The sequence below is a fragment of the Enterococcus sp. AMC1252 genome (assembly GCF_058216515.1).
In genome coordinates this window covers 400,192-413,358 of record NZ_CM177097.1, presented here as the reverse complement: position 1 = coordinate 413,358, position 13,167 = coordinate 400,192, and the positions used below count along the sequence as shown (strand labels likewise).

Below are 13,167 nucleotides of genomic sequence, written 5' to 3'. Positions count from 1 at the left end.
CTTATCGGTCAAACCCAATTGTCCGAATTTCATAAGCATTTAGACTGTTTGCTACTTTTTCAGATTGTTTCACTTCTAGCAAGTTTAATAAACAAGGACTTTCACCAGTGCTTTTTGCTATCTCAACTTCATCAGGCTTGTCACTCATATTGAACCCTCTCACAACAAGCGCTTGATTCTCTTCACTATTTTTCATTGCCGTTACTGCAAACATTGCACCTTCAACGGTTAAATAAACATCTTTTACTTTTAAATGGCCTGCATGATTCGTTGTTTGTTTGACACTAAAAGGAATTTGGGCTGCATATGCTCGTTTGTACGTATCATATCGATCAGTCGCTTCTCCGTGAAAATCAATGCCATATTTAAACGTATGTTGTCCTATGCATTGCGCTTCTGGCGTTGGGAAATAACCCCAATCACCCATTTCGCCAACGGCTCTTAACAGCGTTAGTGCAATTGTATTGGTTTCGGGTAAAATCTCATATTCATTCAAACCAAAATTTGAAACAGTCACTCCTGCCTCATCATCGTGAATATTAACGAATGCATGCTGATGTTGAGGATTGGTTGGATTCTCCCAACTTTTACTAACTCGGTTTGGTCGTGTAACGACTTCATAGATACTATCCGCTTCATGTGTATCTGTTTTTATACCAGTTGGAAATAGTATCCGCAAGCGATGATCTTTCATTTGGTTATTTAAAGTTGTTTCAAAAGACAAGCGAGGAGAATCTTTTTCCATCGTTACGACTGTTTCGATTGTCAATTCTTTTAGTTCTGATGAACGCTTCGCATTTCTATAACGAAAATCAACGACAGCTTTTTGTTCTTGTTCTAATAAGTCTTCGGCAGATTCAGGGATCATCATACGTTGGATGATCTTGACTTGCACCATGAAAGACTCATCTTTCACAATAGAAATTTCTGCTGGAAGCCCACTAGATAAGAGCGGTGTTGTGTCTTCTGGTTGTTTAAAAATGTATTCATTCCCTATGTCGCCTGTATCTTCGATCGTCAGTAATTTAGTATATTTTCTACCAGACAGTTTATCCAACACCTCTAGTGTCCCATCCCCGTTAATCATTACGTGTAAGCAACCATTTTCCAATACACTGTTTTCTGCATTTACAATCATCGAGTCTAATTTCACTACTGGTGTTTTTGTTTCTTGTAATGCAAAAGAGTTCCAAGAAAAGGCTGGCATGTTAGTTATCGGCAGCTCCACTTCCACATACTTAGCCATATATGGCACCCTGAAACGATCTTTCGGCAGGTCATAGCCAAAGCTAACTTCAGGATTTGAAATTAGAGCTGGTACTACTAGACCTTCCGAATCAATCACTTCAAATGTTGGCGTCTGGCTTTCTGCAAGTTCTTCCCACAACTCATGAGGAATCCCTTCTTTAAAAGGTTTCCTTTCGATTTCTACTTTTATTTTTGTGTTTTCTGATTTTTGATATCCCGATGTGTTAAATACAACAAACGGATAACTCCTATCAGCGAATTGTTTTGTATCGACTGCCTCAACTAGATGAGTCAATGCTTCTTCAGCCAAAAATTTTCCGACTTCATTTGCTTTTTCAAAACGCGGAATCATTTCACGATGTACTTCATCGACTGAACATCCACAGATGCTATCATGAGGATGATTTTGTAACAATAATTTCCATACATAATCCAGTTGATCGTGCGGGTAGCTTTGTGTGAGTTCATACGCCATTGCTGCTAATGGTTCTGTCACATTTTCCAATTGACGCTCCACAGTTGTGTTCCATTGTTTTAAATAAACTCTTGCTGACGCCGTGTTCGCTAAAGTAAACCAACCATCTGTCTCTTGGCTCGTTAATTCTCCTTGAACCGTTCCCACTTTATCTGGTAAATCTTGACGCATTTGTTTTAAGTAGTCATCAAAGTTTGAGTGAATAAATTCGTACTCAGGAAACAGCTCATTTGCTAAGGCAATTGCTTTTGTAATGTCTTTTTGGACTGGTTGATGATCGACACCATTCATCATTAGTAAGTGACTCGTAGAAGCAAATTTTTCTGCTTCAGCTAGTTTTTGGTTCCAGAAGGCAAGAGCCGCTTCTCTTTCAGCAGGTATTTCGTTACCATTACTGTACCAATTAGCAAATAATAACCCTAAAATAGTACTACCATCTGGCCCTTGCCACCACATTTCTGAATACTGTGATGTATAATTCTCATCCTCTAAGACTTCATTGTTAAAGCCAACGGGTTTCACTCCTCGACCGAAAGCCGATGCGTCTAAATCAGCTTGTTTCATCATTTGTGGCGTTTGGCCCATATTACCAAACGTATCTGGGAAATATCCTAACTTAACTTTTGGCCCCCACTTTTCACTTTCTTTTTTACCGATCAACATGTTTCGCACATTCGATTCAGCGCTGATCAAAAAATCATCTTGCAAGATATAAAAGGGCCCAATTCGCAATTTTCCATCCGTAATCGCCTTTTGGACTGCAGATTTCTGTTCTGGTCTAACTTGTAAGTAATCGTCTAAAATAATCGTTTGACCATCTAAATGAAAACTATCAAAAGCAGGATCTGTCTCAATCAATTCTAACACATCATCCATCAGCTCAACTAAGCGCATATGATGCTGCTCATACGGCATGTACCACTCACGATCCCAATGAGAATGCGAGATGATATACACTTTTTTCTTCATGATTTTACGCTCCATTCTATTCTTTTTATCGTTCTACTCGAATATCAAAATAATCCATCACTAGTTCACAAAACATCATATTGGCCCAAGAGAACCATTCACGCGTATAATTTTCCGGATTATCTACATCAAATCCTTCATGCATTAGGTGAGTTCCTCCATCATTGGCTACTAAAGAATTTAAGATTCGTTCTTTTTCTGACTTATTTTTTGACGTCATGCCTTCCATAGCCAGCGCAATCGGCCAAATATAGTTTTCCGGCGTATGCGAACTACCGATTCCTTTAGCATATTTCCCTTCATAAAAATAAGGATTTTCTTTACTTAAAATTGTTTTGCGCGTTGCTTGATAGGTTGAATCATCAACGCTTGTATACCCTAGATAAGGTGCCGCAAGTAAATTAGGAATATTGCTATCATCCATAATACTAGCATTGCCTAAACCATCCACTTCGTAAGCGTAGATAGCTTCCCCAGATTGATTATCCGTTTTCCCAAATTGTTGAATCCCGGCATCGATTTCTTTTCTAAGGGAGGACGCTTGATCCACGATTTCTAGATCAGATAGAATTTCGGAAAAAATCTCTTCGATGTAACCTAAGATAACTACTGCAAACATGTTCGAAGGAACTAGATAACCGTACCGACAGGCATCATCACTTGGACGAAATCCAGACCAGGTCATTCCTGTTTTACTGACCTCACTGCCTCGACCGTTATTTGGGAGCGTATCTTCTAAACGTGTGGTATCCCGTTCAAATGTATAAACTGAATTTTGATGTTCTTGTTCCGTTTTAAAGACAGTCAAAATCTTTTTCACGCCTGCTACAAAATTCTCATCAAACTGCTTCTTGCAACCCGTATTTTTAAATAGCAAGTAGGCTAGCTGAACGGGGTAACAGAGTGAATCAATTTCATATTTCCGCTCCCAAATCCACGGATTCATTGTCGTGTGATCCGTCTGATGTCCAGCACCATTCGCTTCTTCATTAAAAGCATTGGCATATGGATCGATCGTGATGTAGAAAAATTGACGTCGAACCAAGCCGCAAATCATGTCTCTCAATTCTTCGTCTTCTTTTGCGATAACTAAGTAAGGACGGACTTGAGCAGTAGAATCTCTCAGCCACATCGCCGGAATATCTCCAGTTAGTAAAAATGTAGTCCCATCAGATTGTCTTTTAACAGTCGTAGTCAAAGTGTTGGCAAAAGCCGAATTGAAGTTTTCGGCCCAACCTGCATGTTCTTCACCACACATTTGAGTGATTCTATCCATAAAAGATTGAACTGAACTTGGTATTTTTTTGTAAGCCATACGTACCTCCTTGTAGTTGATATATCATTTAACAACGAAAGTATATGCCAATGAAAGCGTTTTGTCCACTGTTTTTATTAATATTTTTAAATTGAACTCTTTTTACTTATATGTTAAACTAACAGAAATGATATATCATTTAATATTTAGGAGAACGACTATGTCAAAACCATTATATAAAAAAATCATTGATGACTTATTGCAAGCAATCGAAACTGGGAAATTACCTGAAAACGCACAACTTCCAACAGAAAAGGAACTCTCTCAAACATATAATGTCAGCCGGATCACCTCTAAACGAGCACTGACAGAACTTGAAAATCAAGGACTGATTTATCGTATTCAAGGAAAAGGCAGTTATGTTCAAAAACGAAAACCCATGAAGAAAAAAGTTTCACGAATCTTATTTTTGATTCCCTTCGTGAATGACCTTTCTCTTGGTAATTTCAATGAGGGGTTAGCCCCCATCACAAGCGATCATCATTACGAAGTGATCATGTCTTCTTCGGAATTTTTGATCAATAAGCAAGCAGCTGATATCATCGAAGACTTTGACGGGATGATCTACTATGCACATAATACTGAAGACTTTCTAGATACATTATTCGAGTTGTCTATTCAGCAATTTCCAGTCATCATCTTAGATAAAAAGATCCACGATCTACCTTATCCGACTGTTCAATCAGACAACTTTTCGGGCGGTGCAATGGCAACTACTTATTTAGCAACTCAAGGTCACCAACGGATTGCTTATATTTTCGGAGAAGAAACATTGCCTCAGTCCGTGCGTCAACGTTATTTAGGCTACATTCACGCGACAAAAGAACAGCACTTGTCTTTTCACACAGCTTTGACAGATAAACAAGCGTTCCTAAATTCTGATGTAATTACCTATATCCGAGAAAATGCAATTACTGGTGTTGTCTGCGAAAATGACTTAGTGGCGATTTCTTTAATGAACCAAGCAAAACGGGCCAATATTGATATACCAAATCAGCTGTCTGTTATCGGTTTTGATAATATTCAAGCGGCCTCATTGATCGATCCTTCTCTGACAACGATTGCTCAGGATTTTAAAGGAATGGGCAAACTGGCTGGTACAATGCTGATAGAGTGGATTGAAAAACAAGTAATTCCAACAGATCAACAAGTCTCAGTAAAACAAATTAGTCGACACTCAACAAAGGAGAATTAATGCATGAAACCAACTCTTATCGATACAAGACATGGAACCGATAACCAACATTCTTTTTCAAACGGTAATTGTTTACCTTATACTGGCGTTCCTTTTGGCATGAATTACTTTTCACCTCAAACAAATGGAGATAACGGTAGTTGGTGGTTCAACCCTTGCGACCGCGTTTTTCAGGGGTTTCGTTTGACTCATCAGCCCAGTCCTTGGATGGGGGATTTTAGTTATTTAGTTATGCTGCCTTTCAATGGCAAACTAAAAGAATCGACTGTCTTTTGTGCTCAGTCTTCTTACCGACCAGATGAAAGCGTTTTTTGTCCTAATTATCTAGAACTTACTGCACAGCGCTATCGATTGACAACTCGGCTGATTCCTAGTATGTATGGCGGTGTCTTAACAACAACTTACACACAGCCAGATGCTGGACTGTTGCTTTCACTACCGGGAAACTACCAACTTCATATTGAGGATGCGCATACTGTTTCCGGCTCTATAATAAACTACGCAGGTTGCGAGGATAAACATTTTTCTTTTTATTTTACATTGCATTTTAAACATGCGTTAACTTTTGAAAAATCATTGAAACAAACAGGTGAAAACGAGTGCATGACGTTTTCATTTGGAAATATCGAAGAACAAGTCATCCAGTTTGGTACGTCTTTTATCAGTTCAGAACAAGCAAAGTTGAACTTGTCTCGTGAAGCCCATTGGCAACCAGCTGACTATCTTATAAACTCTGAAAAACAGTGGACACATTACTTGAACAAAATAGATATTCAAGACAAGAATCAGCAACGCCGCTCGACTTTTTATCATAATTTATATCGTGCTTTTTTATTCCCGCAAACATTTTATGAGAAAGATGCTAACGAAAAAATTATTCATTATGATACGTTAGCCAAAGAAGTAAAACCAGGATTTCTTTACACAAATAACGGATTTTGGGATACTTACAAAACGGTTTATCCTCTCTATTCATTGATCGCTCAAGAAAAATATGCAGAAATGCTAGAAGGATTTTTAAACAGCTATCGAGAAAGCGGCTATTTACCTAAATGGCTTTCACCTGATGAACGAGGCTTGATGCCTGGAACCTTGATCGATGCAGTAGTCGCTGATGCTGCAGTGAAACATATCCGCTCTGATTTGATGCCTGAATTTTTAGAGGCTATGATCAAAGGAGCAACGATTCAAAGCGAGAATCCAAATTACGGCAGACAAGGAACCACTGATTATCTAACTTATGGATATGTTCCTGCTAACTATCACGAGTCAGTAAACCATACCTTGGATTATTGTTACAGCGACTTTTGCATCAGCCAAGTAGCGAGAGCCCTAGAAGAGCATACAATTGCTGAACACTATGAAAAACAAGCGAAGAACTATTTATCTATTTTTGATCCTAAAACTGGCTTTATGCGAGCGAAACAAGCGAACGGTACGTTCAAAGAACCATTTAACAATCATCGTTGGGGCGAAGATTACGCCGAAGGTAGCGCTTGGCAGAGTAGTTTTGCTGTATACCATGATTTTAAAGGTCTGATTGCAGCTTACGGCGGACCAGACAAATTTCAAGAAAAATTGATTGATTTATGTAATCAAGCGCCTATCTTTAATGTTGACGGGTATGGGTTTGAAATTCATGAAATGAGCGAAATGGCCGCCACAGAGTTTGGTCAATTGGCGATTTCTAATCAGCCGAGCTTTCATTTCCCTTATTTGTTTAGCTATCTTGGAAAGCCTGAGTTTGCTCAGCCATTGTTAAAACAATTGATGATTCAAGAGTTTAATGATAGCCCTACTGGTTTCCCTGGTGACGAAGATAACGGGAGTATGGCGAGTTGGTATATTTTTAGTTCATTAGGATTTTATCCTGTTTGTCCTGGTTCAGGCGAGTATGTGATTGGGATGCCTTTATTTGATAAAGTGATTATTCATCTGTCTAACGGTGAGACCTTGACTATTTCTACTAGTCCGAATCAGGAACAGCAACAGTTTGTGGACCATATTCACTATAATGCTTCTTTACATGAGGGGTTAGTTTTCACTCATGACCGCTTGATGAACGGTGGTACAATCGACTTTACTTTGGGCACTGTGCCCAGACCGAGACAATACAAAGCAGAACAACTTCCATTTAGTATTTAATATCGCTTTACTTATGAAAAAGAGGATGGGACAGGAGTGTTTAATCTCGAGAAATAAGAAGGAATTCACGAAAATTGCTCTTTAAATTTTTGTGAATTTCAGCTTATTTCCGAAGGGATTGCTTCTGCTCCCACCGTTTATTCGATTTCCATGTGAGTGGGATATGACTCGAAGAGTTATTTCTCACTCACTTGATTTTCAGATTAAAAAACACTACTCTTCCCCCACTGAATCATAATGGTGCTTATATTTTTCTCGAAATTCTTTTGGTGTTAAATCATTCATCTTTTTAAATATTTGAGAGAAGTATGTGCTGTTGTTAAAGCCTATTTTATCAGCGATTTCATTTACGTTATCATCAGTATAGAGCAACAGATTTTGTGCTTTTTTCATACGGTATTGGTTCAAATATTGAGAAAAGCTCTTTTTTGTTTCCTTTTTAAACAACTGCCCCAAATACATCACGTTAAGATGCAATGATTGAGCGACACATTTCAATGTTAATTCACTTGTATACTCTGAACGAATTTTATCAATTACTTTTTGAACATTTTCTGAATAATCGTACGCTATTTTTTCCCGCGTGATTTGAGTCACGGTAGTGGATAGAATATCACGCAGTTTGTCAGCATTCGATGAATGATTGATATCATCTAAAACTTGTTGATACTCTCCTTCATCCAAATGATTGAAGCGACGATAGATATCCATAAAAAGCATAAACGTAATATGGCGAACATCTTCCGGACGGGCGCCTATTTTTTGCGTTTTAGTAAAAATTTCAGCAATCGTGCTCTCAATCGTGGTAAAGTCTCCTACCATCAATGTTTTGTTAAAATTGATAATATCTGCGGAAAGATCAAAATCATCCGAAAAAACAGAATATAACACATTGCTGCCAATTGCTTCATAAAACTTGTAGCGTTGCAATGTCTGACTTGCTTTTTCATAACTATCTGGTACATCTTCCCAATCACTGACCGTCTCACCAACGCTTATCAACCAACTGTCATCTTCGCTGGCTGGTAAAGGATTTGCAGTTAACAATTGGTTCAGTTGATACTTGCCACCTTTAAATATATGTACAATCAGACTTTTATCCCCTAAGTTTCGAGTAAACAGTAACGATTGCTGCTGATTTTCTAACCAATCAATGACGTTGCTTTTTTTCTCACGATTGACCTCAATCAACAAAACTGTCCACTCTGATTTCTCTGCAGTATTAACCAATCGATCCAGCTCTTCATAACTATCCTTATCGATTTCGCCGCTCACCCATTGAGACAATAAAATTTCACTATACATACCATTTCTAGTTTCTTGCTGATTGCGATCATCCAAACGTTTCCTTGCCTTTTTGACACTTTTTAAAAGCTCGATCTTATCGACAGGTTTCATCAAATAATTGATCGCCCCCAACTGTAGACCGCCTTTTAAAAAGTCGAATTTTTGGTAGCCAGAGAGAATCATAAACTCAAAGTCTCTAGCCTCTTTTTGAGCTGCTTCAATAAATTCTAACCCTGTCATTTCTGGCATCGTGATATCAGTGATCACTAAGTCGATCTCCTCTGTCTCCATCATCGTTAACGCTTCTTTTGCACTTCGTGCTGTTCCTTTGATGGAAAAACCTTCTGTTTCCCAAGCAATAATTTTTTTCAGTCCATTTACAATCATATATTCATCATCAACCAGTAAAACATTGTAATTCATTTTATTGCTCCTTTACGTTGCGACTACTCATAGCAAAATGATTTTGCTGTGAGAGATAGTGACGTTTCAAAGTAATCATTCCCTTGATCTTCGTTTTATATCAGAATTCCCTTAAGGAAGAGGATAAGCGAAAGATAGCTCAATTGCGATACCTTTTGTTTCATTTGGCGTGATTGTCATCAAAAATGATGGCCCAAAATAAGCCCGCAAACGTTCATTAACATTTTGCAATCCAATCGAATCATGTAGCTCAATTTGATCACTCTTCAACTTGGTTTGAATCAATGCCAGCTTTTGTAAAGAGATTCCTTTGCCATTATCACGAATCAAAATCTTTACTTGTCCATCAACTAAACAAGCTTTCACACTAATGGCATTGTCATTCCTAGAAAAATCGATACCGTGAACAAAATAATTTTCAATCAAGGGCTGAATCGAGAATTTCGGTAAAACAAGATCCTTTAATGCTTCGTCGATCTCAAAATGATACGCAATTCGATCTGGATACCTCATTTGATACAAGTACACATACTTTTCACAAAAACTCAGCTCTTTTTCTAACGTCGTCGTCTTAGCTTGATCGGTATTATTTCGCAACAAAGTCGAGAATGCATACACAACATCCGCTAACTCCTCACTTCCTTCACTTAACGCATACATGCGAATATACTCTAAAGTATTATATAAAAAATGAGGGCTGATTTGTGACTGTAACGCTCTCATATGCGCATCTTGCTGTTTGATTTCTAGTTTATAAATATCCGCAATATATTGCTCAATATTATCCAGCATCGTATTGATCCCTATAGAAAGCTCTTTTAACTCAAATTGCGTCTCTTGTTCATTGATACGTGTATTCAAGTCACCTTCTGAAACAAGTGCCATTGATCCCATAATAATATCTACCTGCTGAGAATACTTAGTAAATGTCCGGTAAAGTAAATATAGCAACAATAGAATCAGCACCAAACCACCCAACATCAAAATACGTAACTCAAAAAGAACATGTGTCAGAATTTTTGCTTTAGAGATCGTCACTAAAATATCAAAACCACTTGCTGTTTGGAGATGCTCCAATATATTTTTTTCCATCAAGTTTTGAAGTGGCAACTCCGATACTTCTTTCATTTTTTTTTGAATCAGTTGTTGATCGAGCGTGTTACCTTTTTCCGTATAAGTCAATAATTGATACCCTGTATTGGAGAATACATACGCTGATAATCCATCAAATGTCGTTAAATGAGTCAAACTATCGAGAATATCTTTTTGAGAAAACTCAACATAAAAACTTCCTAACACTTCTAACGTCACTGGGTTCGTGATTGGGTAAGCTAAATAAAACTTATTGTTTAGACGCGGTGTTCCTTTGATTTTCTTACCGCTCTTATCTTCTGCAGTCGAAAGGTAGTAATCGTTATAATTGTTCAAGACGATGATGATCGATTCGATATTATCATACATAGTATAAAAATTTTTAACTTGCCCAGGTAAGAATAAATAATTACCTGTTTCTAATTGTTGATCATATGAATAAGTCAAATAATCTGAAATCGAATTATCCATATAACGATTTAAGCTGTTGATTTTCTCTTGATTATCTGTCAGCCCATTCATCATGGTTTTTCCTTGTAAATTCTTATCATTGAGCGAGCGGCTAATCGTATCCACAGCTTCTTGTGCTGTGACTTCCCCTCTTCCCATCGATTGCCAATAGGTATTCATACCAATACTGAACATGCCGACTAAGATCAAGGAAACGAGGATCAACGCATAATTTTTCAGCAATCGGTTCAGTAACGTTTTTTCATTAAAGAAAGAAGGTTTGTGTTTACGCATGGAGTTCCAATCGTTGATCGATTGTTTGACGCCATGACTTTGTTGCAGTAAAGCTCCAAATTTGAATCATAGAAAAAGTCCCAAATAAAATCAGGCCTTTGAACTTCCATGTAATAAACAGAATCAAGCAGATGCCAAGCACAATTTTCAAGAGATTGGTAAAGTTAGATAACGTTGAAATAAAAGCTAGCTTCAATAAATTTTTTAAACCGATTTCATAATAACTATCTAATAATAAAGTGTACTGGAAAGTAACACCTGCATAGATCATTGCAAAAACTAAAAGAAAATCAATCATTAAAAAAGCCAAGCCTTGGATTTGAACAGATAAAAACAAATTGTATGCTAAAACTGCTAACAACAAAACAGTTCCATAAAAGAGAATATTCCCTCTGATAAAATTCTGCTTAAAACTCATCCAACCTTCTTTTAACGTAATTTCTTTATAATTAAATTCGTGACTGATAAATAGTTCATTGACCGTTTTCAAGGCGGGGCCAATACCAGCTACAAGTAATCCACAACAGCTGAATAACCAAAAAAACAAATTTAACTTTACAATGACCCAGACTTTAATGAATAACGTTTCTAACGCTTTTCCAACCATCTAACTCTTCCTTTCTGCATCTCTATTAGTATAATAAATAACTATTCAAGATATTCCAAATAAAAAAACTGTTGCATACAATAATACTACGCAGTTTAACTCAATTATTTTTTAAAAGAACCAAGTAAAAACGATGCAGCATCGAATCACTTGGTTCTACGGACTATACCTGTTTTATTTTTTCAAAAACTCATCGTATTGTTTTTGCATCTCAGTCATGACTTTATCATAACCAGCATTAACAAGTGCTTCTTTTAATTTAGGGACTGTTTCTTCTGGATCAACCGTTCCTGTATTCAAACCATCCAGGTATTGACTCATAACGTTTGCTATATTGCTCATTTCTGTTTTCACATTCGACGTTACAAAGTTAAAGCCTAAAATCGGAGATGTTTCCGCTTTAGCAATTGATTCATCACGCTCTTTGATCATCTCATCTGTGATTGTATCTTGGGTATATAAAATTTTGTTATTTCCTGTATTCCATGCAGGTAAGTGAGTATTCGGTTTGTATCCATCTAATAACTTGATTTTATCCTCTTTACCAGAAATTTTTTCCCATGCTTCGCCTTCTATTCCCCAAACCAATCCGTTTAGCAGCTCCGGATCACTATTGATTTGACCTAACACCTCTACCGCTTTTTCTTTGTTTTTAGACGTATTTGAAACAACGAAATTAGCCATTCGTGCTTGATCACTTGATTTCAATGGTATAGTAAATGCTTTAGATACTAATTCATGACCAGCTGCATTACTTAAAATTGTATCACCATAATCGTAAGGTCCTTGTGTTTCTTGACGAACGAACCAAGTATTTCCTTCTAACGGAAACTCTGTATTGCTTGTTGCTGCATCGGATGGAATATAACCTGCTTGATACCATTTATGCATCGTTTTTAAGACCTCCATGAAATCTTTGCTTTCATATTGGTTGATGATTTTTTTTGTATCACCATTTAAATCGACTGCGAATGGATAGTCGTTTCCAATTGGAAAGTCAAAATCCCCTTGTGCTTTGAAGCCTTGACCAATCGCAAAGGCTGCAATATTCGGTTCTTTTTCATGGAACGTTTTTAAGATGCTTTCTGCGTCTTTATACGATTTGATATCATCGATTGATAACTTATATTTATCTAGATACTGTTTATTAAATGTTAATACTTGTTGAGCGTATACATTGCCATTAACTGGAAATGCGTATAACTTACCATCCACTAAATTTCCTTTGATATAAGCTTCATCCAACTGATCATAAGCATCTTTAGCAAACTTCGGAGCCAGTTCAGTTAAATCAGCGTATGCCCCTTTTTGCGCATTTGGTACATAGGTATTTGCAAAAGCAATATCATAATTTTCACCAGAAGAGACAATCACACTCATTTTTTTCTCATAATCGCCCCAACCAATATATTGGATGTTTAGTTTCGCACCCGTCTTCTCTTCAAGTCTCTTGTTAGCAATGTCCATCAATGCATCATAATTATCAGGCTTATCACCAATTTGATACATCGTTAGCGTATTTCCATCCGCCTTTTTACTGCTTCCATCCGTTTTTTCTTTACTGCCACCACATGCTGTTAACGCACCTAAAAGAACCACTGCTGTACTTAATCCGACTACTTTTTTCCACGTCTTCATTCCTGTTCCTCCTAATTTTAAAAGCTGAA

8 protein-coding genes are annotated in these 13,167 nt (G+C 37.2%); 2 read left to right on the top strand and 6 right to left on the bottom strand.

The genetic code is table 11. The features are described 5' to 3' along the window. Position 1: 1 nt before the first annotated feature. Together AC4BB5_RS01895 and AC4BB5_RS01890 are read right to left on the bottom strand one after the other, a co-directional pair. The gene (locus tag AC4BB5_RS01895) at positions 2–2,692 is read right to left on the bottom strand and encodes an alpha-mannosidase (RefSeq protein WP_490457764.1); all 2,691 of its coding nucleotides are present in this window, start codon (positions 2,690–2,692) and stop codon (positions 2–4) included. Positions 2,693–2,717: 25 nt separating this feature from the next. After that, complete coding sequence (locus AC4BB5_RS01890) at positions 2,718–4,007, bottom strand: glycoside hydrolase family 125 protein (protein WP_490457763.1); 1,290 nt, start codon at positions 4,005–4,007, stop codon at positions 2,718–2,720. 160 nt (positions 4,008–4,167) lie between these two features. On the opposite strand from AC4BB5_RS01890, the gene AC4BB5_RS01885 reads away from it, so the two are divergent. Both AC4BB5_RS01885 and AC4BB5_RS01880 read left to right on the top strand, forming a co-directional pair. Further along, positions 4,168–5,202: a GntR family transcriptional regulator gene (locus AC4BB5_RS01885; protein WP_490457762.1), complete on the top strand. Its 1,035-nt coding sequence runs from the start codon at positions 4,168–4,170 to the stop codon at positions 5,200–5,202. A 3-nt stretch (positions 5,203–5,205) separates the two neighbouring features. Then, positions 5,206–7,347: a GH92 family glycosyl hydrolase gene (locus AC4BB5_RS01880; protein ID WP_490457761.1), complete on the top strand. Its 2,142-nt coding sequence runs from the start codon at positions 5,206–5,208 to the stop codon at positions 7,345–7,347. Between the two features lie 213 nt (positions 7,348–7,560). Here the strand turns inward: AC4BB5_RS01880 and AC4BB5_RS01875 are convergent, their stop codons facing one another. From AC4BB5_RS01875 to AC4BB5_RS01860, 4 genes are all read right to left on the bottom strand, one after another. Beyond that, entirely contained in the window at positions 7,561–9,057 is a 1,497-nt protein-coding gene (locus AC4BB5_RS01875) for a response regulator transcription factor (RefSeq protein ID WP_490457760.1), read from the bottom strand. A gap of 111 nt (positions 9,058–9,168) precedes the next feature. Next, entirely contained in the window at positions 9,169–10,893 is a 1,725-nt protein-coding gene (locus AC4BB5_RS01870) for a sensor histidine kinase (protein ID WP_490457759.1), read from the bottom strand. Continuing rightward, the gene (locus AC4BB5_RS01865; RefSeq protein WP_490457758.1) at positions 10,886–11,500 is read right to left on the bottom strand and encodes a YesL family protein; all 615 of its coding nucleotides are present in this window, start codon (positions 11,498–11,500) and stop codon (positions 10,886–10,888) included. Before AC4BB5_RS01865 ends, AC4BB5_RS01870 begins: the two co-directional genes overlap by 8 nt. Before the next feature lie 174 nt (positions 11,501–11,674). Continuing rightward, positions 11,675–13,138, bottom strand: coding sequence for an ABC transporter substrate-binding protein (locus tag AC4BB5_RS01860; RefSeq protein ID WP_490457757.1), 1,464 nt, complete (start codon positions 13,136–13,138; stop codon positions 11,675–11,677). Between the last annotated feature and the right edge of the window lie 29 nt (positions 13,139–13,167).

Excerpts from the sequence above, each read along its gene's own strand:
- AC4BB5_RS01860 (WP_490457757.1), bottom strand. The coding sequence starts at position 13,138 with ATGAAGACGTGGAAAAAAGTAGTCGGATTAAGTACAGCAGTGGTTCTT.
- AC4BB5_RS01865 (WP_490457758.1), bottom strand. The coding sequence starts at position 11,500 with ATGGTTGGAAAAGCGTTAGAAACGTTATTCATTAAAGTCTGGGTCATT.
- AC4BB5_RS01880 (WP_490457761.1), top strand. The coding sequence starts at position 5,206 with ATGAAACCAACTCTTATCGATACAAGACATGGAACCGATAACCAACAT.
- AC4BB5_RS01875 (WP_490457760.1), bottom strand. The coding sequence starts at position 9,057 with ATGAATTACAATGTTTTACTGGTTGATGATGAATATATGATTGTAAAT.
- AC4BB5_RS01890 (WP_490457763.1), bottom strand. The coding sequence starts at position 4,007 with ATGGCTTACAAAAAAATACCAAGTTCAGTTCAATCTTTTATGGATAGA.
- AC4BB5_RS01895 (WP_490457764.1), bottom strand. The coding sequence starts at position 2,692 with ATGAAGAAAAAAGTGTATATCATCTCGCATTCTCATTGGGATCGTGAG.
- AC4BB5_RS01885 (WP_490457762.1), top strand. The coding sequence starts at position 4,168 with ATGTCAAAACCATTATATAAAAAAATCATTGATGACTTATTGCAAGCA.
- AC4BB5_RS01870 (WP_490457759.1), bottom strand. The coding sequence starts at position 10,893 with ATGCGTAAACACAAACCTTCTTTCTTTAATGAAAAAACGTTACTGAAC.